This is a genomic window from Myroides sp. DF42-4-2 (assembly GCF_030326445.1).
Classification (GTDB): Bacteria; Bacteroidota; Bacteroidia; order Flavobacteriales; family Flavobacteriaceae; genus Flavobacterium.
Window position 1 is genome coordinate 244,157 of the sequence record NZ_JACAKI010000002.1, and the last position, 25,959, is coordinate 270,115.

The 25,959-nt window shown below is 39.0% G+C and carries 16 protein-coding genes; 11 read left to right on the top strand and 5 right to left on the bottom strand.

The window, feature by feature from the left end:
- Positions 1-111: 111 nt before the first annotated feature.
- The 5 genes from nhaC to HX062_RS03850 all read right to left on the bottom strand — a co-directional run bounded on the left by nhaC (position 112) and on the right by HX062_RS03850 (position 6,345).
- Positions 112-1,557, bottom strand: a complete 1,446-nt coding sequence (nhaC, locus tag HX062_RS03830; RefSeq protein WP_182626105.1) for a Na+/H+ antiporter NhaC — start codon at positions 1,555-1,557, stop codon at positions 112-114.
- 395 nt (positions 1,558-1,952) lie between these two features.
- Entirely contained in the window at positions 1,953-4,286 is a 2,334-nt protein-coding gene (locus HX062_RS03835; RefSeq protein WP_286466472.1) for a ribonucleoside-diphosphate reductase subunit alpha, read from the bottom strand.
- Between the two features lie 27 nt (positions 4,287-4,313).
- Positions 4,314-5,285: a ribonucleotide-diphosphate reductase subunit beta gene (locus HX062_RS03840; protein WP_182626102.1), complete on the bottom strand. Its 972-nt coding sequence runs from the start codon at positions 5,283-5,285 to the stop codon at positions 4,314-4,316.
- Between the two features lie 15 nt (positions 5,286-5,300).
- Positions 5,301-5,747, bottom strand: a complete 447-nt coding sequence (locus HX062_RS03845) for a DUF2753 family protein (protein ID WP_182626101.1) — start codon at positions 5,745-5,747, stop codon at positions 5,301-5,303.
- 1 nt (position 5,748) lies between these two features.
- On the bottom strand, positions 5,749-6,345 hold the full coding sequence (locus tag HX062_RS03850; protein ID WP_220497648.1) for a superoxide dismutase: 597 nt from the start codon (positions 6,343-6,345) through the stop codon (positions 5,749-5,751).
- A 264-nt stretch (positions 6,346-6,609) separates the two neighbouring features.
- Here HX062_RS03850 and HX062_RS03855 point away from each other — a divergent pair, with 264 nt between their 5' ends.
- The 11 genes from HX062_RS03855 to HX062_RS03905 all read left to right on the top strand — a co-directional run bounded on the left by HX062_RS03855 (position 6,610) and on the right by HX062_RS03905 (position 25,900).
- Entirely contained in the window at positions 6,610-7,536 is a 927-nt protein-coding gene (locus HX062_RS03855; RefSeq protein WP_182626100.1) for a bestrophin family protein, read from the top strand.
- Between the two features lie 193 nt (positions 7,537-7,729).
- A complete protein-coding gene (locus HX062_RS03860) occupies positions 7,730-8,356 on the top strand; it encodes a 2OG-Fe(II) oxygenase (RefSeq protein WP_286466473.1) in 627 nt (208 codons plus the stop codon).
- 351 nt (positions 8,357-8,707) lie between these two features.
- Positions 8,708-10,474 carry a DUF8202 domain-containing protein gene (locus HX062_RS03865; protein WP_286466474.1) on the top strand — a complete coding sequence of 589 codons (1,767 nt, stop codon included), beginning with the start codon at positions 8,708-8,710 and terminating at the stop codon, positions 10,472-10,474.
- Between the two features lie 12 nt (positions 10,475-10,486).
- A complete protein-coding gene (locus HX062_RS03870; protein WP_286466475.1) occupies positions 10,487-21,385 on the top strand; it encodes an RHS repeat-associated core domain-containing protein in 10,899 nt (3,632 codons plus the stop codon).
- A 13-nt stretch (positions 21,386-21,398) separates the two neighbouring features.
- Positions 21,399-21,944 carry a hypothetical protein gene (locus tag HX062_RS03875; RefSeq protein ID WP_286466476.1) on the top strand — a complete coding sequence of 182 codons (546 nt, stop codon included), beginning with the start codon at positions 21,399-21,401 and terminating at the stop codon, positions 21,942-21,944.
- Between the two features lie 292 nt (positions 21,945-22,236).
- Complete coding sequence (locus tag HX062_RS03880; RefSeq protein WP_286466477.1) at positions 22,237-23,016, top strand: RHS repeat-associated core domain-containing protein; 780 nt, start codon at positions 22,237-22,239, stop codon at positions 23,014-23,016.
- 11 nt (positions 23,017-23,027) lie between these two features.
- The gene (locus tag HX062_RS03885; RefSeq protein WP_286466478.1) at positions 23,028-23,411 is read left to right on the top strand and encodes a hypothetical protein; all 384 of its coding nucleotides are present in this window, start codon (positions 23,028-23,030) and stop codon (positions 23,409-23,411) included.
- A gap of 230 nt (positions 23,412-23,641) precedes the next feature.
- Positions 23,642-23,890, top strand: coding sequence for a hypothetical protein (locus HX062_RS03890; RefSeq protein ID WP_286466479.1), 249 nt, complete (start codon positions 23,642-23,644; stop codon positions 23,888-23,890).
- 283 nt (positions 23,891-24,173) lie between these two features.
- Positions 24,174-24,959 (top strand): RHS repeat-associated core domain-containing protein, encoded by a 786-nt coding sequence (locus HX062_RS03895; protein ID WP_430530289.1) that lies wholly within the window; start codon positions 24,174-24,176, stop codon positions 24,957-24,959.
- Positions 24,931-25,419: a hypothetical protein gene (locus HX062_RS03900; RefSeq protein ID WP_286466480.1), complete on the top strand. Its 489-nt coding sequence runs from the start codon at positions 24,931-24,933 to the stop codon at positions 25,417-25,419. Before HX062_RS03895 ends, HX062_RS03900 begins: the two co-directional genes overlap by 29 nt.
- Positions 25,420-25,537: 118 nt before the next feature.
- Positions 25,538-25,900 carry a hypothetical protein gene (locus HX062_RS03905; protein WP_286466481.1) on the top strand — a complete coding sequence of 121 codons (363 nt, stop codon included), beginning with the start codon at positions 25,538-25,540 and terminating at the stop codon, positions 25,898-25,900.
- The last annotated feature ends 59 nt before the right edge of the window (positions 25,901-25,959 follow it).

Below are 25,959 nucleotides of genomic sequence, written 5' to 3' on the forward strand. Positions count from 1 at the left end.
AGAGTAAAAAATAAAGCAATAGAAGAAAAAGGTATATTCTTCATTCTGTCGTTGCATTTTTATGACTTCTTACAGTATAGGGCGCAAAAGGAGGGATTTGATTGTTATGGCTTAGTCCTTCTTGACAATTCGCCTAATTTTAATGTCTAAAGCCGCGTATAACAAGGTTACAAAAGGGCTTAGGTAGTTGAAAAAGGCATAGGGTAAATACGTCAACGTCGGAATGCCCAACACTCCTGCATGATAGGCTCCACAGGTATTCCACGGAATTAATACTGAGGTTACTGTACCCGAATCTTCTAAGGTTCGACTCAAGTTTTCAGGCGCCAATCCTTTTTGTTTGTATGCCTCAGCAAACATTTTACCAGGCACGACAATTGATAAATATTGATCCGAAGTTGTGATATTAACGGCTAAACAGCTCGCCACTGTACTTGCGAACAATCCAAATAAACTTGTGGCCACGCGCAATAGCGCATGGGAGATTTTTTGGAGTGCCCCGATTGCTTCCATGGTTCCCCCGAAAAACATCGCACATAAAATTAGCCAAACCGTGTTGAGCATGCTAGCCATACCGCCTGCTTCAAATAAGCCATTGAGGCTTTCTAAAGGCGATAGAATGCGGATGTCTGTCGTCAAGGCAAGCATTACGCCTTTGTATGCATTATAGAAATTAAAGACCTCACCACCAGCAACGTGAACAACGATGTCGGGTTGGAATATAAGAGCAAAGACAGCCCCTAGTAAAGTTCCAATTAACAAGGCTGCAATTGGTTGTACTTTTTTGACAATTAAGGCGATTACACAAATGGGAACAATAAACAGAATGGGAGTAATGTGAAAGGTACTGCGTATTGCATCAAGGGTTTCTTGCGTATTTACTTCACCATTAGCGCTGTAAAGAAAACCCAAGATCACGAATAGGATGAGGGTGACCACATACGTAGGCACTGTAGTGTAGAGCATATAGCGGATGTGGGTAAACAAATCCGTTCCTGCCATAACAGGAGCTAAGTTTGTCGTGTCTGATAGGGGAGATAATTTATCCCCAAAATAGGCACCTGAAATCACTGCACCACCAATCACCCCTAACGGCATACCTAAGGCATTGCCAATGCCTACCAAGGCTATACCAACGGTTGCTGAAGTGGTCCATGAGCTTCCTGTTGCAATTGAAATAATAGAGGTAATAATCACACAGGCCGGGAGGTAGATCGAAGGGTGTAATATTTCCAATCCATAGTAGATCATCGTGGGGATAATACCGCTCAACAACCAGGTCCCAGATAAGGCTCCTACGAGTAATAGGATATAAATCGCATTCGAGGTGTCTCGAACGTTATTGATAATCTGAGTTAGTATTTTGTCATAAGAAACGCGATTGTACGTGCCTACTAGAATGGCAATCGCTCCACCGAGGAGTAAAATAAATTGATTCGTGCCTGATAAAGCCTCATCCCGGAATACAAAAACATTAATAGCCAATAAAACAACAAGTAATACGACGGGGATTAGTGATTGTGTTAATGAAATAGGCTTTTCTTGTTTTTGTTGCATGTTGATCCGGATTAAAAAGGGTGAATAAAAAAGTAAAAATACTCAATTTAGATGAGTACAGGTCTTTTTATGCACATAAACTGTACCAAAAATGTGCGGTTTACCTCACTGAGTTTATATTTGTTTTTTGCGCGGTTTGCACGGTTTGCGCGGTTTGCGCGGTTTGCACGGTTTGCACGGTTTGCACGGTTTGCACGGTTTGCGCGGTTTGCGCGGTTTGCGCGGTTTGCGCGGTTTGCGCGGTGTATCTCACCTGGTTTATATTTTGTTTTGGTGTTCGATGAATCTTCGATTTGTTTTTTGCGCGGTTTGCGCGGTTTGCACGGTTTGCACGGTTTGCACGGTTTGCGCAAAGCGCGCAAACCGCGCAAACCGAACAAATCTCACAAATAAAATCAACTTCCGCAAGACAGGCATTCCGGATCGTCTAGCGCGCAGCTTGTTGTTGAAGTAGGTTGTTGAAGTAGAGCCGTATCAACGGTAAATTTGATGGCGTCTACGGCTGGTCTTGTTCGCAAGTAGTACATGCCAGTTTTCAGCCCTTTTTTCCAGGCATAAAAGTGCATAGAAGTCAGTTTACTAGCTGTAGGTTCTGCTAAAAATAGGTTGAGTGATTGGGATTGGCAGATAAATGCTCCTCGATCTGCCGCCATATCAATCAGGGATTTTTGCTTGATTTCCCATGCAGTTTTGTACAGCGCTTTGATGTCATCCGGAATGTTGGGCAGGGATTGAATGGAGCCATTTGCTGCAATAAGTTGATTCTTCACAGTAGCATTCCACAAATTCAGTTGAATTAAATCTTGAAGCAGGTGTTTGTTCACCACGACAAATTCCCCAGAGCGCACCCGGCGGTTGTAAATATTGCTGGTATAAGGTTCAAAGCACTCGTTATTGCCTAAAATTTGCGAGGTGGAAGCTGTTGGCATAGGAGCAAGAAGAAGGGAATTGCGCACGCCATGGCGGATAATTTCTTCTCGTAAGCTCGACCAATCCCATCGATCTGATGGAGAAGTCTTCCATAAATCGAACTGAAATAACCCTTGAGAAAGAGGTGAACCAGCGAAGGTTTCATAGCTTCCGCTTTCTTTAGCTAAGTTCATGGAAGCCTCTAAAGCGGCATAGTAAATCGTTTCAAAGATGTCGCGATTTAGCGCTTGTGCTTCCTCACTTTCGAAAGGTAAACGCAACATCATAAATACGTCGGCCAAACCTTGTACCCCAATACCAATGGGGCGATGACGCTTATTCGAATACGCCGTCTCCTCAAGGGGATAATAGTTGTGATCAATAATTTTGTTGAGGTTTCTCGTGATGATTTGCGTGACTTCATACAGTTTTTGAAAGTCGAAGTTTCCGTGTTCAACATAGCGGGGAAGGGCAATAGAGGCGAGATTACAGACGGCTATTTCTTGGGAATTGGTGTATTCCATAATTTCCGTACACAAGTTGGAACTGCGAATAGTGCCTAAGTTCTTCTGGTTGGATTTTTCATTGGCCGCATCCTTATAGCACATAAAAGGCGTACCAGTTTCAATTTGCGTCTCTACAATGGCCTGCCACAAGGCTCTAGCGGGCAGGGTTTGACGGGCTTTATCGGCTCGTTCATAGGCTTGGTATTGGGTGTTAAAAGCGTCGCCATATAAATCGCAAAGGTCTTGAACTTCATTAGGATCAAATAACGACCAAGAAGCATCCTCCTCAACGCGTTGCATAAAGAGATCGGGAATCCACAGCGCAGGAAATAAGTCGCGTGCGCGCATTTCCTCCTTGCCGTGGTTTTTGCGAATGTCTAAAAAATCAAGGATATCTGCATGCCAAGGCTCGAGATACACAGCAATTGCGCCTTTTCTCTTTCCCCCACCTTGATCGACGTATCGCGCCGTTTCGTTAAAAACCTTCAGCATGGGTAGTATTCCATTGGAAACGCCCCCTGTGCCTTTGATATAACTCCCCGTAGCGCGAACATTGTGGATGCTCAGCCCAATCCCCCCTGCCGATTGGGAGATTAAGGCACAATTCTTTAGCGTATCGTATATCCCTTGTATACTGTCTTCTTTCATGCTCAGTAAAAAACAAGAAGACAATTGAGGTTTGGGAGTCCCTGCATTAAAAAGCGTAGGAGTGGCGTGAATAAACCACTTGTTACTCATTAGGTTATAGGTTTCAATTGCCGCATCGATATCATTTTTGTGAATGCCAATAGCCACCCGCATAAACATGTGTTGAGGGCGTTCCGCAACCTCGTTATTTGTGCGAAGTAAATAGGATTTCTCTAGGGTTTTAAAACCAAAGTAGTCGAAGGAATAGTCGCGTTCGTATATAATGCTACTATTCAGTCGATCAGCGTTTTGTTGAATGATCTCATAGGTTTCCTCAGCCAAGAGAGGGGCGTGGGTTTGGGTGATCGGATCGATATAGTGGTATAACTTTTCGGCTGTTTCAGCAAATGATTTTAAGGTGTTTTTATGCAAATTACTCACCGCAATACGCGCAGCCAAAATGGCAAAATCAGGATGTGTCGTGGTATAGGCTGCCACAGTTTCCGCCGCAAGTGTATCTAAAGTAGTGGTTGTTACTTTGTCGTATATCCCTTGAATGACCTTTTTGCTTATTTCAATAATCTCATTTTCTGTAATTTCAAGTCCATAAACTAATTTGTGTAAGCGAGCGGTAATTTTGTCAAAATGTACGGCTTCCATTTTTCCATTTCTCTTTATTACATGCATAAGTGTGTGTTTTATAAGTGGTTAATTTTAAAAGTCTTCGTTCAATGAAAAAGCAACGGCCGTAGCATCTTGTTGCAGGACTCCTGTTTTTTGATATTCTCCAACGCGGCGCTCAAAGAAATTCGTTTTGCCTTGTAGAGAAATGAGTTCCATAAAATCAAAGGGATTGGTCGCATGCCAAATTTTACTACAGCCCAAAGTAAGGAGTAGGCGATCAGCAACAAACTCAATGTATTGACACATTAGGTCAGCGTTCATGCCAATTAGGCGAACCGGGAGTGCTTCGGTGACGAATTCCTTTTCAATGGCCACCGCATCTTGGATGATGGTGTGTATAGTGTCTTCTGACAGTTTGTTTTGGATGTGGTTGAGGTAAAGTAAACAAGCAAAATCACAATGCAGGCCTTCATCACGACTGATGAGCTCATTGGAAAAAGTAAGCCCAGGCATTAATCCTCGTTTCTTTAACCAAAAAATGGAACAAAAACTACCCGAAAAGAAAATTCCCTCTACGGCAGCAAAGGCGATTAACCGCTCGGCAAAGTTGTCGCTCTCGATCCATTGGAGTGCCCAATGGGCTTTTTTTTGTACGCAGTCAATGGTGTCGATGGCGTGTAATAAATAGTCTTTCTCCTTGGGATCTTTGATGTAAGTGTCTAGGAGTAGAGAATACATTTCGGAGTGAATATTCTCAATCATAATCTGGAAACCATAAAAACAACGCGCTTCAGCATATTGTACTTCCTGAATGAAGTTAATCGCTAAATTCTCGTTGACAATGCCATCACTAGCCGCGAAGAACGCCAATACGCGAGAGATAAAAAAGCGCTCATCTTCGTTTAATTGATGTTGCCAATCGGAAAGATCCGAAGAGAGATCTACTTCTTCAGCTGTCCAAAAACTAGCTTCTGCCTTTTTGTAAAAATCCCAAATGTCATCATGTTCAATGGGAAAAATAACAAAACGGTCGTTATTTTCTTGTAAAATAGGTTCTATCATAGCATTTTAATTTGTTTATTGGTTTTTTGTTAGGGTTTGCATCAAGGCATCCCAAGTGCTGTCTGTTGCCTTGTTGCGTTGGTGTCGTTGGGTAAAATCAGCATAGGTTAATAAGGCTTGTTTAAGATCAGCCTGAACATCACTAGCAGCAATATCGTTGTGCTCCATGACGTGAATCAAGAAATAAATAGCTCGTTTCAAGAACTTTTGCGCAAGGTCCAACTGATGTAATTCTTCATAGGTATAGGCCAAATTGTTACAAGAAATAAGGAATACCTGTATGACTGGAATTTTTAATTGCACACACAATTCCCAATGATTGTTCAATACTTCAGCTCGATACATCGCTTCTTTGTAGCCTTTTAAAGCTTCGAGATAGTTCTTTTGATTAAAATTTTCATTGCTGGATACAGTTAAGGTTTTCCAATAACGCTCCAGGTGATTCATACAGGTATCACTCATTTTATTTTAGATTTTGATTAGCAAATTCCCAATTGACGATATCCCAAAAGTTCTCAATAAACTTAGGTCTAGCGTTTCTGTAGTCGATATAATAGGCGTGTTCCCAAACATCAAGTGTCAAAATGGGCGTTTTGTTGAATGTTATCGGCGTATTTGCTTCTTTTAGGGGGATAATTTCCAAAATACCTTGGTCGTTTTGTGCCAACCATGCCCACCCACAGCCGAATAATTTAGCTGCTGTTGTTGAAAATTCCGCTTTGAATTGCTCAAAACTTCCAAAATCACGTTGGATTAGCGCTGCTATTTTTCCCGTGGGAACCTTACCTCCATCGGGCGATAAACAATGCCAAAAGAAAGTGTGATTCCAGTGCTGTGCAGCATTGTTAAACAATCCTTGGTTTTGATTTTGATGCCCCGTTAGGATCAACTCTTCCACCGTTTGTTCCACAAGAGCGGTGTCTTGAACAATATCCTTGAGATTGTTGACATAAGACGCGTGGTGCTTGCCATAGTGATAATCGAAGGTCTCTTCTGTGATTAGAGGAGTTAATGCATCTTTTGCATAGGGTAACTCTGGTAGTTGTAAGTTAATTTTCATGTTATATTATATTAGTTTATTATTTATTGTTGACCGTCAACTGTCAACTGTCAACCGTCAACCTCTCTGCAAAGGTATAAGTTATTTAGTATTATAAAAATATAATTTTAGAGTTGTCTAAAATTATATTTAGTTTGCTTTTGTTTTGTGAAATAGAACCAACTGCTCAGCAGTAGGATAAGAAGGAAAGGAGAATTAAATGCTTGAATCTCCTTTTATTTGTTTGTTATCTTGTAATTTTGTAGGGTTTTAATTCTTAAGCATATGATAGTTAGAGAGAAAAAGCACATTGTACAGATGCTTTTTATTTGGAAGGGATCGGTGCTCAAAAAGATCGCCCCTACGTTATTAGCCATTTTTTTATTTTCGTGGTTGGTGTATTGGAGTCATTATTTTTTTCCAGATATCATAATACCCCTTAATGTAGGAGCCTTTGCCTTAGTGGGGATTTCGTTGGCTATTTTCTTGGGATTTTGCAACAATGCGGCCTACGATCGCTTTTGGGAAGGGCGTAAACAGTGGGGGAGTTTGGTCATTCACAGTCGTTCCTTGGCCTTTCAGTTGTTGCATTATATTGAAGAAGATGAAACCTGTACAAAGGAAGAAAAGCAAAAAGCCATTCGGCTGATTATTGCCTTTTGTTATGCGTTGAATAAACAATTGAGAAATAAAACAGATTGGTCTATTGTTCGTTCGTATGTAACAGAAGAACTGTATCAAGAAATGTTGACCAAGCGCTTTAAACCTGCTTTTTTGTTGAGTGAACTGACAAAATGGGTCAACCAACAGCACAGAGGGGGGCGAATAGATTCGATTACACAGGCGAGAATTGACCAAAATATAGAGCAATTGTCTATTGTTTTAGGGGCTTGTGAGCGCATTGTCCATACGAAGATACCCTTTGTTTACTTTGTGATCTTGCATCGTACCGTCTATGTGTATAGCTTTTTACTTCCTTTTGGATTGATTGATCTCATTGTGTGGACTATGCCGTTTTTTGTTGCGTTTGTCGCCTATACTTTTATTGCATTGGATGCCGTAGTTGCTGAAATCGCCGAGCCTTTTGGCGAAGAGGAAAACGATTTAGCCCTGGATCAAATGTGTAGTACTATTGCTTATTCACTCTCCGAAATTTCGGATTTACCACTGCCGGCTTTGGTCCTTCCAAATGAAGATTATATTGTCAAATAAAGGGTTTCCCTTACGAATTATACTGAAGCACGCATATTGGCGTGCTTTTTTTATAGGTTGTTTTTACTTCTTTCGTTCTACTGTATTCTTGTTGGGAAAAAATTAACATAGCTAAACCTAAAAAAAAGTGCTTCTTGCGCATTATTTTTTTTGTCTTGTAAATTATTTTTGCTTAGTTTTTATCTAATGATATATGGGTGACTTTGAAGTAAATTCATTTTATGAGTTAATAATACACGATTTAGTGAATCGTGGATATGCCGTGGTTGATTGTTTTTTCACGGAGAGGGAAATTGACTTGTTGCGCGCTAACTTTTTTATGAAACAAGAGCTGCAAGTATTTAAAAAAGCCGCAATTGGACAGGCCAGTGAGGAGCAGGTGATTGAGGAAGTGCGCGGGGATTTTATATTGTGGTTGAATGAGCAAACGCCTGATGAGGTGGAGGCAATGTACTTCCAAAGGATGAATGAGTTTATCGCTTATGTCAATCGCACTTGTTACTTAGGTATTCAAGAAGGGGAATTTCACTATGCGAGTTATCCTGTAGGAACAGGCTATCAGCGCCATCTGGATGTGTTTCACAAAGATACGCGTCGAACGCTTTCGGTGGTCTTGTACCTCAATGAAAAAGATTGGACACCTGCTAATGGAGGGGAATTGGTGTTGTTTTTACCCGATGATGCAGGTGGTGAACGAGAAGAAATTGTCTATGCACTGCCTGGGCGTTTGGTAATTTTTGACAGTAAGTCCATCGAACACGAGGTGAGAACCGTGCACAAACCCCGTTATAGTATTACAGGATGGCTGAAAACAAGATAACGGTTATCGGTTTGTCATCAACTAAATGGTATGGATAGGGGAGTTGTTTCTATATAAGGGTCTTTAAAGAATAAAGTCTCTTATTTATTAAAAATTTAAAATAATTAAGTCTTATTTGATTAAAATATCAAATAAGACTTTTTTTTTGTGTTTTTTTTGGGATAAATTCACAGTAATACATGTTTTGTTCAGTAGCTCTTCACATGCTGCTATGTACCCTTAAACAATCTTCAAAAGAAGATTTTGACCACTAGATTTTTTCCTATTACCTGATCATCCAAATACGGATTGGGTTTCTCTATTGAGGGATTCGACTTCATCTTATCGAACCAATCGTAAACAATTAAGCGTATGTTTAAAACCTTACTCTCTTTTATTTCCCTGTTTTGTTTTTTGAATTGCCTTTCGCAACAACAAATAAGTGACGCCCATCAGTTGGTCTGGGTCAAGGGATTATCAACAGGAATGTCCAAAGCTGGATTTAACTATAATACAAGAATTCACTTTGGAGGTGTGTTTCCCATCCTAAATAAGAAATTGCCCACTTCTCAACACACATACGTCTATTATGTTGTCAAGAGCATCAAAGCAAATGAGAAGCTCTTTTCGATATATGATGATGGAGCGCTACATACGTTCTATACGGATGTGATTAAATCAGACCTGGAAGTAAAGGTCGACTTAGCATATCTAGCTCAAGGCGCTATTGTCAATTTTAACTTTGTCAATGCCAATTATCGCAATAAAAATGGAAAGCGAATTTTCTATTTGGACAATACCTACGACAAATCCAATACCGCACTGTACGAGGTTTTAATTTGTAACGATTGTGGAAATCCAATCACCCGCAATAAAATAGAAACGTATTTGGCGTTGAAATACGGCATTACCTTAGCGGATAAAACGAAGTATTGGAGCAGTAATGGAGTACAGCTATGGGATGCAAAGCTCAATGCAGCCTTTAATAACCATATTATTGGCCTTGGCAAGGATCGCTATTTTGGGTTAGAACAACTAGCGACCTCTAGTAACGACGAACCCGCAATTGTATTGAAAAAAGCAGATAATGAGGAAATTCTCGCCAATCAGAGCTTTGTGTTGATCGGCGATAATGCCAAAGAAAAAGCATTCGATGCCCAAAGCAATAAATTCAAACGGCAATGGTTGGTGCAAAATAAAGGGGATCACAATCTAACAGTCGATTTTTCCCTTGCCGTAGCTCCCGAAAAGGATATGGATTATTATCTCTATACGGCTGCAGGAGGGGAGATCGCCCAGGATAAGACCGATACCTTACAGTTGAGCTTTAAAAATATCACCGTCAATACGCAAACGGATACCTATTGGTCGATTGGGCGAGTACAACCTTTTTCTATTGATATAGAGCAAGATACCTTGGGTATTAATCACAGCTATCAATTGTTGACTACTGGAGCAAGTGAGCCGCCTTACGCAATTCAAGCGACGGATTTAAACACCCATGAAGCCTACTTCTTTGTGACAGAACATACGCCATTTGCCTTGAGTGAGCTACCGAAGTCGACCTATTCCTTTGCGGTACGCGATAGTCACGAACAACAAGCAACCCTCGATTCAATTGCCTTAGATTTTGACGCGTCTAATTTGATTGTCATGCCAAGTACATGGACACTAAATGGTCGAGACTTGCTGACAATACAGCCCCAACTCAAGAAACCGAACTCCTCCTATAGGTATCGTTGGTATCTCGGTGATAGAATTATCTCAACGGCTCCTGTCTTACGGGTGAATTACCCCAGTGACTTTAGCTTAGAAGTCACGGATCTTAGAGGAAAACACCAGCGTTTTGACTTTAGCGTAAACCGAAAGATTAAAACCTCGACTTCGTTGGATGAGCAGTGGTTGGTTAGCCCAAATCCAGTGAAAGCAGGTGAGGAATTTAACGTACACTATTTCTTTGAATCTCCCAAACGGGTGGATTTCTACATCTATACTGTAGAAGGCAAGTTTATGCAACGCCAGCAACTCGGTCTTATTGAGGGGGGCGCGTACACCTATAGACTTGGAGGAAAGACCACCTATTTACTGGTTTCCATCATCAATAGTAAAACATCCATTCAGAAATTAATTGTCAAATAAAACCGTAGGAGTATGCAATTTTTTAAACGTTACCAAAGAGAAATCTCAACTTTTATTTTGATCGGCTTGCTGCAAAGTTTTGTTTTTGACGTGTTTGCCGCCTATGCCAACCCAATTCAGCTGAGACCAACGGCTTATTTTTACGAGCCTATGGATGTAGAGGAAGAGCGCTTGCTATCGAAAAATACTGCAACCAACGATACAGTGAATCTAGATGATGTAGTTTCTATTGTGGCATCATCTTCCGTTCAATTGGCAGATGAAGTAGAAGAGCAAATAGACGATCAAACAGAGGAAGTACTGGTAGAGGAGGAAATAAGAAAAGAGAAAAGAGCAGAAGCCCAAACTCCTGTCTTTCGGTCAACCGTTGACCGTGCTGGGGAATCGGTTGTTTTGTACGCCGCTGATCTGCCTTATGGTGTAATTGGGAAGTCCGCTGATTTACCTTATGATGATCCCGAAGATAACCTGTTTAAGGTGAACATACCCGAAGCCATTGATGCTCAGGCGACTTATGTGTTGTCTTATGAGTTATATGGCGCTTCGAGTTCAACAGCAGTGGCTAAAAGTATCAATACCACTACGAGTACGGGAGGTTATATACAAAGTAAAAATCAAGCGTGGACCCGTGTAGAAGAGTATATAGCGCCGTATAATTTAAAACAGGGGGTGAATACGGTCTTATTCACCGCAGGTGAACAACCTGAATCGCCTTATTTGGTGCGCAATTTGCAAATTGAAAAACGCCTAGCCCAAGAGACAGAAGGAATACTTCAGGTCAATGCAACCCTGTGCGATAGTATAACGGGACAAGTATATGTGTCAGGAGTGATTGCTGCCATACAAGGGGTTGAATTGTATATTTCGGGAAAACGCATTCCCATTATTCATGATACGTTTGAATACCTAGAAACAACGGAAGATTCTTTAGCCACACCCTTATTGGCAGAAGTAAAAAAAGAAGGGAGGATAGTGGCAACACAAGAAATCCACCGGTTGACTACCTGTGTGCTTGCCGAGGTAAAACCGTTGACAACGGCCTTTGAACGCCGGGAATTTGCCGTTCAAAAACAAGGAGAATCCCAAGTGTTTCAACACGATCAAGTGGAGATTGAACTTCCATCGGCGAGTTTTAAAGAAGATTTTACCCTGTCGATTCAAGAATTGAGACCCCGTGATTATGCGCCTACAGGGATGGCTTTAGTAAACGTTACTCCTGAGAAGAGTGCCTATCGCCTTTTGCCAGATGGTATTCAATTTGATCAAGCAGTTACCCTGCGCTTGCCTTATGACGCAACCGCTTTGCCCCGTGGGTATAGCGCCAAGGATATTCAGGTGTTTTACTTCGATACCACGATCAAACAATGGACCAAGGTTCAGGTGATTGATGTGTTGGAAGAGAGTCAGCAAGTGGTCGCTTTAACGACTCACTTTACAGACTATGTAGCAGGGGTGATTTTAGAGCCCGAGAGCCCCGATGGCGATGCTTTTGCCCCCACAACACTGAGTGGGATACAAGCTGTGAACCCCACGGAAAATATTCCGATGGTCAGCATACCTCAAATTAATGATCGCGGTGATGCAGCACTTACTTTTCCCTTGATTTTACCTCAAGGAAGACAAGGGATGACTCCTGATTTATCAGTCAACTACAACAGTGGTTCTGATGAAGGGGATTTTGGTTTGGGGTGGAGTTTATCCGTTCCTACAATTTCGGTTGATACCCGTTGGGGAGTGCCTTTGTACGATACGGCCAAAGAAACAGAATCCTACTTGTTGAATGGAGAGGAATTGTTATTGGTTAAATCTGATCGCACGATGTATGTCCCGCATAAAGATCCATTGATCAACCGCGTGAGCAATGCTATGTTTCATAAAGCACAACACAATCCTAATCAAGTGATTAAGCGCTTAGGCACTGTGAATAATTACACCTGGCTAATAGAGGATCGATCTACTGGATGGACCTCCTACTTTGACCTATACGCTAAAGGTAAATGGCATCTGACTAAAGTCATGGATCCTTTTGATAATTATATGCAATATGATTATAGCCAAAATTCAAGTGGCGATTATCAATTACAACAGATTGTGTACAATAAGAATCCAATATTGTCAACTTCAGGGACTAATTTACATGAATTTACTGTTTTAATAACACGAAAAAACACAATAGATATTCCTAGTGGACCTCGTTTAGATGTAAAGACAAATAATCGCTATGGTGTAGAGGCGAAGAGTGTGGATTTAATAGATCGCATTCTTATCAGTATGGAAGTTAAAGCCTCTCAGATGCAATCTGATGAAGGAAGAAAATCATTGGGATATGCGTATAATGAATATCAATTTTTTTACAAAGCAGGACAGTTTGGAAGGAGTTTACTTTATCGCATCATCAATACAAATAGCAATAATAAAAATGTTCTTGGACCTACTACAGACAATACCCCTCCTACAGTAGAAGAATACACCTTCGATTATCACGATGATATTGGTACGGGATCCCTTTTTGAAAGTACAGGACAAACGATCAATACCTATAAAGATTATGCCACGGATTACGATAGGTATAATGTATACCTATCTGCTTTGGGGGGAACAGAAGGAAAATTGACGAATTTTAATGGTGGAGGTTCAGCGGGAATTGTGACCCCTATTTTTCCTAATTCGTGGTTGCCTTTTAGTCGCGCTGCCACCATAGGGGGAACGTTTGGTGGGGGCTCTTCCAATGCGGAAATCAAAGTAATGATGACGGATATTGACGGCGATGGGTTGCCTGACAAGGTTTTTAAAGACGGGATCAAATTTTATTACCGCAAGAATTTAGGCAATAATTTTTCAGCCGACGTCTATCCAATCAAAGACTTACCGAATTTAGGATATAGTAGAAGTGAAAATAGTGACAAAGGACTTAGCGTCAACATATTTGTTGGCAATATAAGTCGTACCAATTCGAAGAGCTCATCCAAAACAACAACCTATATGACGGATGTCAATGCAGATGGTTTGTTGGATGTGGTGGATAATGAACGGGTGTATTTTGGATCTATAGACCCCCAAACCCAAGCGCCTTCCTATAGTTTAGACAGCTCGATTAGTCCGGTTATTATACTAAAAGAAGAAGAGGTTGCCCCGGTATTAAATCCAATTCCACAGGTTGATATGACCAATGGTCCGATGGATGTTGTAATGGTATGGCGCGCGCCAAAACCAGGACAAATACGAGTAACAGGCACCATAGAGAAACAACATATTGGCCTTGAGAGCGGAGTTAAGTTTTCCATTGAGAGACTTCACGAAACAAATATGGAGGCTGCGAGTTTTGTTGTAGGTCCTAATTTGATGCTTTCCTCAATAGAAACCCATAGTCATACCCTAACGGTTGAAAAAGGGGAACTGCTTTTTTTTCGTGTACATACGAACCAAGTACCCATAGCGGAGCTAGGAATTTCTTGGAACCCAAAAGTAGAATATACAGGGGTAAATCCAGATCCGATGAGCTACTCTTCTCGACATACCTCATCGTATGCCGATGGATTTATTGTAGGAAGCAAGCTTGAACTTATGTTTAAAGAAGCTGGGAAATACCGTCTAGAATGGCCTAGCTTTACTGTTCAAGAGAATGATAGAGTAACCCTTCGCGTTTCCTATTTTAAGAAGGGAACAACGGTAGGCGGAAATGTAGCCATTCTTGGAAATGATGTAGTGATTTACGAAAAAACGAGTAATATTGAGGGGGTTACAACATTTTCCTCTCCAAATCAACTCTTAGATATGGAAACGATCACTTCGGTACCTAGTAGTTTTCACTATATAAAAGTTGAGGTATTAAGTGATTCTGAAATAGATTGGAAGTCGATTGATACTAAATTTAAGCCCAAATTAGTCTCGCTAGATTCGGCAAATCCCGACCTGTATATCACGCCCTATTACTCTAATTACAGTAAAGTACATACGAGTAATATTCCGTTGGAGTATACAGCTGAAGGTCCACGGGTGAGCGTGACCATAAGAAATAATTTCCGTTTGCCGGAATGTACGGAAGCGGCTTGTCAGGATCGATATGTCTATTTGGTCGCTCGCAATCCAAATGGAAGTATTATATCTTTAGTAAGTACTCGTAACCCCAATGACCCGAAGGGGTATGTAAAGTTCCGTTATAAATTTGACGCCAGTGGAACTATCGTTCAGAAACAGCGTTTGATGTCAAACAATCGATATGAAAATCTGGGAGATACGGATTCGTTTTCTTTAACACCAAGGGTAGGAGCGAGATACTATTTTGAGTACTACACCACGGAACACAAAATAGGAGAACTAGTAGATGCTTATCAATCAGGCGATAATGAACCTTTGATTAAAGTGACGGCAAGTGGGGCAAATCCTAGCTCCTATATGTCAGGAGTGGATACCAATGGAAAAGTAAAAGCAAATGTATATACTTCGGAGTCAACAGAAGCTTGGGGAGCCATGTACAGAAACTGGGGACAATTTGCTTATAAAGGAGCAGAACCCCAAGCCACATACCAACCGATTATAGGGAGACATGTTCTACCTTCAGCGGTAGCATCTAATTCAACGGTAAATAATATGCTGACGGATACTACCCTAACGTTGGATCAAGTAGAGTTGGATATGGATAACATTCAAAATGCGGCTGGTAATATGTCGGAGTACTTTGCCATGTTGTTGCCCAATAAAGAGAGCAACCGCTGGGAGAGTCATGAACATTTATATGTATCGGCAACAGCAATCAGTCCTTATACGCGATTCTTAACAGACGATATACCCGATTTGCGTCCACCGGCTGTAGCTGTTGGTAACTATGGCGCTGCGGGAATTACTAAATATTCGCATTTCAAAAATAATACGACGAACAAATCCCTGGGGTTTTTAGGATTTAGTATAGGGCGTGCAGATACGAAAGGATCGAGTGAATTGTTAAATGAATTTCTGGATATCAATGGGGATGGATTTCCTGATATTATAGGTGAACGTATTCAAGTTACCGCCAAGCGAGGCGGGCTTTCGAGTCGCATTGTTCAAGCGGATTTTACGGTTAGAACTTCAATTGCTGGTTCAGGAACTCTTGCAGGAGGAGGGAATGCCGGTATAACGGGAAGTCCAAAATTAGGAGATCGATCAACTAGGTCCGCTAATTTTATGGCCGGTTTGAATACAAAAATAGGAAACCAAGCTAGTGGCTCCCTCAATGGAAGTAAATTCACAACGAATAATTCAAGCTCGCGTTTTTATGTAGATATCAATGGAGATGGATTGATTGATATCGTGCAAAGTGATGGAAAAGTGTTGTTAAACTATGGCGGAGTATTTCAGCAGAGTTCAATTTGGCAGGGTCTACCTTTGCAAAAAAGCAAAACAGAAACCATAGGAGGTAGTGGAAGTGGATCTCTCAATCTAGGCTTTTCTAGCCAATCAAATCTAGATATAGCTGCGGGATTAAGTATTTCAACAAGTACTTCTAAGGATGCGGTAACCTATATTGATTTAAATGGTGATGGATTACCCGAAAAAATTGTAGATGGACAGTACTACATCAATACAGGAATGGGATTTGAGTCTTCAGGACGCAGTCTACCAGGGAGTCAAACACAGAAATCTATAGATGCAGGACTTAATGGAAATTTAACGATCTGTGTTTATTTCCCCATTCCCATTATATTGACAGGACCTAAATTTTGTGTATCTGTAGGAGCAGCTTCAGGGCGCAATATTTCTACAGAAGAAAGCCGGTATATGGATTTTGACGGGGATGGATTTATCGATTATGTCACTTCTACTCGCAATGAAAGCATAACGGTTTATAAATCGCGTATTAGACGTACGAATTTGCTGAAAACAGTGACCCAAAGCACAGGAGCAAAAATTGATTTAGATTATGATGTAGTCAATCCAATCGACCAATCGGTTATCGGATCAACCTATAAGATGCCGTATAAAAAATGGGCATTAACTAAAGTAAATGTATTTGATGGCTTTGAAGGAGATGGAGAAAATACCACCCGCTATGCTTATGAATATTTTAATGGCTATAAAGACAGAAAAGAGCGCAATTTCTTGGGGTTTGGTCAAACAAAAGCCCACTTGTTAAATAGGGAAGGCATCCCGTTCCGTACCACAGTAACAGCGTATCTATTGGATGCTATGACAGAGAATGAGCTATATCAACCCGGAACTAGTTCTAGCCTAAAACAATACCTCTACAAAAAAGGATTGCCGAAGAGAACCTATACCTTAGACAAGAGAAAACGACCGTTGACTGAAACCACGTATACCTATAAGTTTTACGATAGTCGCTTGCTTGTTGATGATATACATACGGCTACAACCTCCAGTGCCGAAGTAAGCGTGTTTACAGAAAAATTAGCTGTATTGCCTATAGTTACAAGTATACAAACGAAAAATTGGACCTATCAAGACGAAACGGGAAGCAATGCTTTGGTTAACCAAACCCAACAAGACTTTCAGTTGTATGATACAATGGGAAATGTCAAGAGGTATATGGATATTGATCGAGGGTTAACTGTTGATATTGCTTATAATTTAGGCGTAAAGACCTTGCCGATTAGCCATCGAGTGAGTGTAACTACAAACAATCAACAGTTGAGATTAACCACTGCCACTGTTACACCCGATGCGATGAAGTATGCTCAAGTAAATCATTATGTAACAGATGCTGATTTCACAATAACAAAGTATGAATACGATATTTTAGGTAATATTAGCAAAAGAACGCTACCAGGAGGCTTTAGTTATACTTACGATTATGGTCCGTTTAGTCCGCAAATGGGAAATCGAGAGTATCATGGCGATTATTTTAAAGTTGTGCCAGCGCGAATTACGGATCCTTTTGGCAATGTGACTAGACAATTAGTTAATGTATTTGGACAACCGGTTTTGGTCAGGGATGTATATGGAGAAGAAATACATTGCGATTATGATCCTTTTAATCGGTTATTACAGGTAAAAGGACCGTATGAAGCCGAATGGACTATTCGCAACACCTATGGGACTAATCGCACATCGATGACGCAACACAATTTGGGTGATGGCCATATTTTGCATACCAGTATGTTAACCGATGGGTTGGGACGTGTCATTCAAGTGAAAAAACAACTGGCCAATGACGAGGAGTATATCGGTTGTGAGGGAGGAACACCAAAACTTCGCTTTGCCGTATCAGGTAAAACAAAGTACGACGAATTTGGACGTGCAGTTGAAAACTATTTATCCGAAGAAGAGCTGTATTGTGAGCCATTAGATCTAGAAGAATTGGGCTTGGAAGGCTTAGCTGAAGCGGAAGTTTTTCAAAGACTTTTAACGAGGTATTATCCCACAACGGATATAGATGAACGCAAGATTTTGACAACCTATGACGATCAAGATCGCGTCTTGGATCAGCTGATCTATGGAATCGATGCGATTACGAAATACAGCTATGGATTTGAAGGGAATCTAATGTTTCAAAAAGTTATTTTACCTGAAGGAAATACGACGATAAACTATTTTGATAAACTAGGGCAAACGGTCATACAAAGTCAATTGGGCGATAGACAAACACTTTCTACCGAATTTGTTTACGATGCGTTGGGGCAAGTTAGACAAGTGACCAATGCCATGGATCACTTTACGAAATACGACTATGATTGGCTGGGCAGGGTCATAGAAAAGTGGTCGTCTGCCTCAGGTATTACTGCGTTTACCTATGATGATTTAGGACAAATTAAGACCAAAGTAGACGCAACGGGTCAAACGATTAACTATACGTATGACTTTAATCGTTTGACAAAAATAGTAGGGAATCAGATTGATGCCGATTTTGTCTATGAACCACAAGGACGCTTAAAATTAATGACCGATCGAAGCGGTACTCATCAATTTAAGTATGGAAAATTAGGGGAAGTCGTAGAAGAGACCAAATTCATTTCTGATGAACATGGCAGACCACATTACTTTAAAACCAAGTATAAATACGATTCTTGGGGTAGAATCTTGGAGCTAGTGTATCCCGATAAAGAAAAGGTCAACTACCACTACAACAGTGTGGGACAATTGACGAGTATGATCAATGATGAAGGTGTCGAATACCTCAGTCAAGTGAAGTACAATTACTTTGATCAACCCTACTATATTCAATATGGAAATAAGGTGGAAATGAAGCAGGAATTTGATCTAACGGAGCGTTTGCGTGCTGCTCAATTCGCTGCACCACAAGCAAATAATTCGAACAGTTTCAGTGTGTTTTTACGCAATGTCTATCGATATGACCGAAATAATAATGTGAAAGGGATTTACAATAATTTTAGCCAGCATCGGCGATTAAATATCGGAGGAACGTATCGTAAAAAGTTTGAGTATGATGCATTTAATCGACTGAAGACGGCAGCAGGAAAATGGGATGGCTTGTTAGAAGAACACAATTATATGTTGGACATGCACTACACCAAAGACCATGCGATCAGTAAGAAAACACAGCTGCATGCTGTAATAGATAAAAATACGAGACAAATAACCTATACAGAAAATTCGATAAAAAGGAATTATATCTATGAAGATTCAAGATCCCCTCAACTTACTCGTATTGAGGGTATGAGTGATAATGGTAATGGGTTTGAACAACGTTTTAGCTATACAGCAACTGGAAATATAGATGTTATAGAAACATCGGGTAATACTTCGAGTGCTGTAGCATATCAAAATCGCAGTTTTAACTGGGATGCCAATAATAATATAACAGATATTACAGATGATGGAAATCTATCGAGCATTTACTTATATGATGGAAAAGGAGAACGTGTAGGCAAGCGAATTACAGTATCTTCCAATTTGAATATCAATGGCCGAATGAACTTACATGGATCCTATAATGCAGGAGAAGTGCTGTATCCTAATGGTTATTTAGTGTATACTAAGGGGACCTACACCAAACACTATTATGCCAATGCAAAGCGCATTGCTTCTCGTATAGGAAAAGCGGAAGATGTGGAAGATTTTAGCCGAGAAGATTACAATACTGTAGAGGTGTCTCCTCCTACGTTTATGAGGGGGCAGATGCGTAGTGCAACTGCACAGCTAACAAGAGGAGTTAGAAATTATGAGATTTTTAATACAACCCAAATTTCGGAGGCTATCTGTAAAAATCAAGTTGAATTTTTATTGCATTCACTTTATAATACGCCAGAGAAATTGTATTGTAGACAGCAGATTTTAGCTATTTTGGAACAACATATACTGTATCGAGAGAGGTGTAATTTATGGGATTCACAAGGAAATTGCGTGAGTTATGAAACTATAGTGGGAAGAACTGATTATTGTGCGGCACTAGAGCAAATCAACGCTGAAGGTTGCGTAGAACTAACAGCAGATGGTTTAGTAATTGACCCAGAAACGGGCTATGTCTATGATCCGATTACCGGAATTCCACTTGATCCCATCACGCGTGATCCAATTGATTTAGGAACAGTTGTAGATTTTAATCGCCTCGAGTTGGATTGTTACAATCAATTTCTTAATTTCATAGAATACTATAAAGATCGCGAAGATAAACCAGAGATATACGATTTATTATTCAAGTACTATTTGTGTTTGATTTGTAAAGATGCGGATTGTAAAAAGTGTTATGATTTACCAGGTATTGTTTTTGCGGGAGAAGATGGAGGAGAAGATATAAGTTGGATCCGCACAGAAGGAGGGTTTTACATTCAATTTTGTGATTTAGAGATACCGTCCAAACCGCGAGAAGAACCAGAAGAAGAAGAAGAAGAAGAACCAGAATTTCCGCCTATTGTATTACCCCCGGGCATAAACGACCAATGGAGAGATGAACCACCAACACAGGTTCCTATTGTAGCTAATCCAATGGAAGAACACGGTCCGGTTTGGTGGTATCATAGTGACCATCTAGGCAGCACGTCCTATATTACAGACATCTTCGGAAAACCGGTTCAATACATTGAGTACCTACCGTTTGGGGAAGTGATGGTGGAACAGAGCACCAATAACATTCTGGAGAATGTGTATAAATTCAATAGTAAGGAATTAGACGCACAAACGGGCTATTACTATTATGGAGCGCGTTATTACGATCCGGGAACGAGTATATTTTTGAGTGTGGACCCGTTGGCGGAACAATTTCCTGCCTGGAATCCATACCATTATGTACACAATAATCCGATTAATCTGATTGATCCTACGGGGATGCGAGCAGAGGAAACAGGAGGTGAAGGAGGTCGAATAACAGTATGGACTGTTTATCCAGATAATAACAAAAAAGGGAGATATAATGCTTATGAAGTAACCAGTACTGATTGGGAAGGAGACCCAACTGATGTTTTCTCCGTCCATAATAATGACGGATCTATTGATATATATAATAGTATAAAAGATCTTAATAAAGCCGGAATAACAAATGTAAATTATCAGCGAAAAAATGATAAGAGTTTCATGGGCAATTTCCGAATGGCTTATGATGGTTGGGTTAATCCAACAGGAGAGACTGCAAGAGCTAAGGAAACAATGTTGAATTACATTGGAGGTATTGTTTCATCAGTTATACCTGTTGAAGGATTACTATTGGGTAATACTGCTAAAGGAGGGGCTAAATTAATAAATAAATTTTCAAGTGGTATTATTGATGATGCGGTGAGTTACGCAATGAAAAATAAAGTCCCTCATATTTTCGGTAAGGCAGCTCATAATCTAGATCCATTAGTAACAAAACTTGGTGGATACGAAAATACTTTTAGAGCTGTTTTAAATGCAGCAAATGGAAAATTTCCAACAAGTGGAGTATTTAAAGATCTTTCCGTAAATGTTGGAGGTTATAATGTTTTACTTAGAGGTAATGTTGTTAATGGAGTTCCAAAAATAGGAACAATGTTTATTCCTTAAATAATATAAAAATATGAATTGGAAAACACAGTTGTTAAGACTTGAACAAAGTAAAGATTGGAAAACGGCTATTAATTTATTGGAAGAAACAATTAAACAAGATAGTAATAGTATAGAAGCATATTTAAGTATGAATTATTTATTGATGAATTTATTAGTTGAAGAACAATATGATTCAAAAGAACATGATTATTATGCTGAGTTGTTGAAGAAATATTTTATTGAATCATATTCTAAATTTTTTGATGAAGCAGAATATCTTTTTTATATAGGACAAATAGCTTGTATGTCTGAATGGTATTTTGATATAGATATTGAAAAAGCCCATAGTATGATGAAAAAAGCTTCTGAATTGGAACCAAATAATATTCTTTATAAATGGGCTAATTATATTGATTTAGATATGTGTGAATTAAGTAATAAAAAAATCATAATTCTATATTCTAAAAATGCCTTGTCCGTACCTGCTGTTATTATGGATTTAGAATCCAAAGGAGCATTGGGAAAATATCTCTTTGGATTATTAGAGTATTGGGCTAAGCAAGAAATTAAAAATTAGATTAAGCATCTATTATTCATTTTTTTAGATGACGAGAGATTTTGGATAAATAAAAATGAAACCCGCTAGTCCTTGATTAGCGGATTTTATATTTACATAATACTTTTCAGTTTCGTTTGTTTAAGGAAGGAGTCGAGCAGTTCCATGACTACATGTTCTTTATCGTTTGGTAGTTTTTGAATATCCGTAATTTTGTTTAGTAGGTCTTTACTATCAAATAAACTTTATTTTTATATGGACAGTTGGTCTTTGAAAACAAAGGTTGAGTTCGCGCGAGAAAAAGAAGAAGTAGATGTGGATGAGTGTGGACCCGTTGGCGGAACAGTTCCCAGGATGGAATCCATACCATTATGTACACAATAATCCGATTAATCTGATTGATCCTACGGGGATGCGAGCTGATCCACCCACAGAAGGGGAATTTGAAAATGGATACGTTCATACAGATAATGATGGAAGTTGGACTTATAATAATGGAATATGGCATGATAACTCGGGAGGTGGCAATGATTTTCTTGAAGGTATAAACTTTACGGTTCCAGGTAATAATTCTAATTTGAGTGATGCTGTATCCGCTGGACAAATGTTTGGAGGTGCTGCCACTGGAATAATGGGAGATATGAGCCAGAAATTTATGGATAAATCTTCTTATTTAATAGGAACATCTCATTATTCGAACTCTATTGATTTTTATGGCCGAATTGACGGTAATGTAGGTGTTAATGCTTATTCTAAAGGGTATAAAGAATCTATGAATAGTATAAAAAACCTGAATGCAGGATTAAATGTAACTTCAAAAGTATTAAATTATGCAGGCTATATAGATGGTGGACTAAAAATTTCTCAAGGAGATTATGTATCAGGAGCTCATTCCATTGGGAATAATTATTTAGGCATCAAAATAGGGACTGTGTTTGGTTGGGGGTACGGATTATTGTATAGTGCATCGTATACAACTTTTGAAAATACTCTTCCAAAAAGTGAATTATATAATAGAGTAGTTTTTGGTACTAATTCGCCTACATACTATGCACGAAGATATCATTGGACAAAATCAAAATTTGAACCTTAATCTAATAATAAATGAAGTTAATAAAGTATATCCAAAATTTTTGGTTAGATTTTTTTGCTGCTAATTATCAACGTTTAATAAAAAACGCAAAATATGAAACTCCTTTAAGTATAATAATGCACACATCTTTTACACAAGCAGTTAATTTTAATACAGTGTTGGTTATTGTTTTGCATCTTTTTTTTACTGTAGAACTTAGTTTTATAGTTTTATTTTTGCCTATTGTAGTATTGATTTTAATTAATTCTTATTTATTTTACATTAAATTTAGTATTCAAAAAAAAGAAAATATATTAAATAGAAAACCACAATATAGGCGATTAGTATATGATTTATATGATGTTTTTTCAACAGTTTTATTTGTACTATCACTTATTTTTTACTCTAAAGAGTGATTTCATAGAAAAAATTAACAAAACCCGATTGCGCGGATTTGCAGTCCGTGCGTTAGCTGTTCAGGTGTTAGCTGTTAAGCCCAATCCCGCGGATTTTTAATTGTGTGGTAAAATATTAGTTTCGAACTATAGAAGGAGAGTATTCCATTCAATTTTGTGATTTAGAGATACCGTCCAAACCGCGAGAAGAACCAGAAGAAGAAGTAGAACCAGAATTTCCGCCTATTGTATTGCCCCCAGGCATAAACGACCAATGGAGAGATGAACCACCAACACAGGTTCCTATTGTAGCTAATCCAATAGAAGAACACGGTCCGGTTTGGTGGTATCATAGTGACCATCTAGGCAGCACGTCCTATATTACAGATATCTTCGGAAAACCGGTTCAATACATTGAGTATTTACCGTTTACCTCATTGATAATTCTATTTGCTTTGGTATTCGGTGCACTTCGTGAGGGGAAATCGAAGCGAAGCTGAGATTCATCGAACACCAAAACAAAATATAAGCTAGGTGAGATAGGTCATGGTGGAACAGAGCACCAACAACATATTGGAGAATGTGTATAAGTTTAATGCCTTTCGGAGCCTAAAGTGATGAACTTTAGGCGAACGAACCGCACGTAGTGCTGTTGGATGCGCAAATCGAAGCGAAGCTGAGATTCATCGAGCACCAAAACAAAATATAAGCTAGGTGAGGTAAACGGGTTATTACTATTACGGAGCACGTTATTACGATCCGGGAGCGAGTATATTTTTGAGTGTGGACCCGTTGGCGGAGAAATATCCGAATATTAACCCTTATGTGTATGTGGCTAATAATCCTATTAATGCAATAGATCCCGATGGAAGAGATTTTAGAATGGTAACACAGAGAAATAGTAGTGGAAAGATAATCAGTGTTTCTTTACATACAACAGTTTATTTACAAGGAAATGGAGCATCACAAGAATTAGCTAATACTTTAAATACAGAGTTTGCAAATAGAATTGGTAGCAGAACGATAAATGGTGTAAAAGTTAGCATTAATGTTACTTATGTTTATGATAATAATAGAAATGCGGATAACATAGGAGCAGGAAATAATATTTTGAATGTTAGAAATGACATGGGTAATACATCATCTCATGTAAAAGGATCAAGGCAAGAAAACACCCCTATAATTGCTAATTATGGGGAGCTAAATGCTAATAAAGATAATGTTGTAAATGCAGGGATACATGAAACCTTACATTTTTTAGGTTTAAGTGATAGATATGATGATTTTGAAGGATTTAATTTAAATCTTGGACCACAAAAACAACCTCATGCTGGGTTTAGTAACGATATTATGGGGAATGCAGCTAGTTTAATATTACAGGATGTTCATTTTGAGAATATTTTGAATTTTGCTAACGAAAAAGGTAGTTCAGGTAAATCAAATTCTAATGGGTTTCAATACTTTAATATTAATGATGATTATATTGATAGGACTCACTTTGGCACACTTAAAAATGGAAAAAATAAAGAAACTTTTTATCATGAGCATTCTAAACAGGCTAGGAACTAAGGTTTTTTTCTTATTGTTTTTAACAATAGTTGGATGTAATAAATATGAGGAATCATATTGTGGTTATGCTTTTGTACAAATTTATGATAGTGAGGGAGGAGGTTCAAAAATAAATATTTATTTGATGGATCAATATTCTAAGACAAAATCATTTGATCAAAATATAGAGCAAATACAAAAGATTAAGACTATTATTCTTACTGATGATAGTAATTCCGAGTTGATGAAGTATATTGATAGTATAAAAAAACTTAATGGAGGTAACCCAAATAATGAGTTAATTTACTATTTGTGCTATGTAGATTTTACAATAAAAAAAGCACTTTTGCTAAAAAAATATAATTTGAAGCAGGAATTAGTAGGAAAAAAGATGGAGATAGAAGCTTATCATTACTTAATAGAAGATTCAGATGTGGAATTTAACAAATTTAATATATTAGAAACATTAAAAGGATATTAAAGTGATAGGAGATTGAAGTTTTGTACTACAATAAACTACCCCCGATCGCGCGGAGTTGCAGTCCGTGCGTTAACTGTTAAGCCCAATCGCGCGGATTTTTAATTGTGTGGTAAAATATTTGTTTCAATGTATAGAAGGAGGGTTTTACATCCAATTTTGTGATTTAGAGATACCGTCCAAACCGCGAGAAGAACCAGAAGAAGAGATAGAACCAGAATTTCCGCCTATTGTATTACCCCCGGGCATAAACGACCAATGGAGAGATGAACCACCAACACAGGTTCCTATTGTAGCTAATCCAATGGAAGAACACGGTCCGGTTTGGTGGTATCATAGTGACCATCTAGGCAGCACGTCCTATATTACAGATATCTTCGGAAAACCGGTTCAATACATTGAGTATTTACCGTTTACCTCATTGATAATTCTATTTGCTTTGGTATTCGGTGCACTTCGTGAGGGGAAATCGAAGCGAAGCTGAGATTCATCGAACACCAAAACAAAATATAAGCTAGGTGAGGTAAACGGGTTATTACTATT

Coding starts and splice junctions, on each gene's coding strand:
- nhaC (WP_182626105.1), bottom strand. CDS start 1,557: ATGCAACAAAAACAAGAAAAGCCTATTTCATTAACACAATCACTAATC.
- HX062_RS03835 (WP_286466472.1), bottom strand. CDS start 4,286: ATGCATGTAATAAAGAGAAATGGAAAAATGGAAGCCGTACATTTTGAC.
- HX062_RS03840 (WP_182626102.1), bottom strand. CDS start 5,285: ATGATAGAACCTATTTTACAAGAAAATAACGACCGTTTTGTTATTTTT.
- HX062_RS03845 (WP_182626101.1), bottom strand. CDS start 5,747: ATGAGTGATACCTGTATGAATCACCTGGAGCGTTATTGGAAAACCTTA.
- HX062_RS03850 (WP_220497648.1), bottom strand. CDS start 6,345: ATGAAAATTAACTTACAACTACCAGAGTTACCCTATGCAAAAGATGCA.
- HX062_RS03855 (WP_182626100.1), top strand. CDS start 6,610: ATGATAGTTAGAGAGAAAAAGCACATTGTACAGATGCTTTTTATTTGG.
- HX062_RS03860 (WP_286466473.1), top strand. CDS start 7,730: ATGGGTGACTTTGAAGTAAATTCATTTTATGAGTTAATAATACACGAT.
- HX062_RS03865 (WP_286466474.1), top strand. CDS start 8,708: ATGTTTAAAACCTTACTCTCTTTTATTTCCCTGTTTTGTTTTTTGAAT.
- HX062_RS03870 (WP_286466475.1), top strand. CDS start 10,487: ATGCAATTTTTTAAACGTTACCAAAGAGAAATCTCAACTTTTATTTTG.
- HX062_RS03875 (WP_286466476.1), top strand. CDS start 21,399: ATGAATTGGAAAACACAGTTGTTAAGACTTGAACAAAGTAAAGATTGG.
- HX062_RS03880 (WP_286466477.1), top strand. CDS start 22,237: ATGTGGATGAGTGTGGACCCGTTGGCGGAACAGTTCCCAGGATGGAAT.
- HX062_RS03885 (WP_286466478.1), top strand. CDS start 23,028: ATGAAGTTAATAAAGTATATCCAAAATTTTTGGTTAGATTTTTTTGCT.
- HX062_RS03900 (WP_286466480.1), top strand. CDS start 24,931: ATGAGCATTCTAAACAGGCTAGGAACTAAGGTTTTTTTCTTATTGTTT.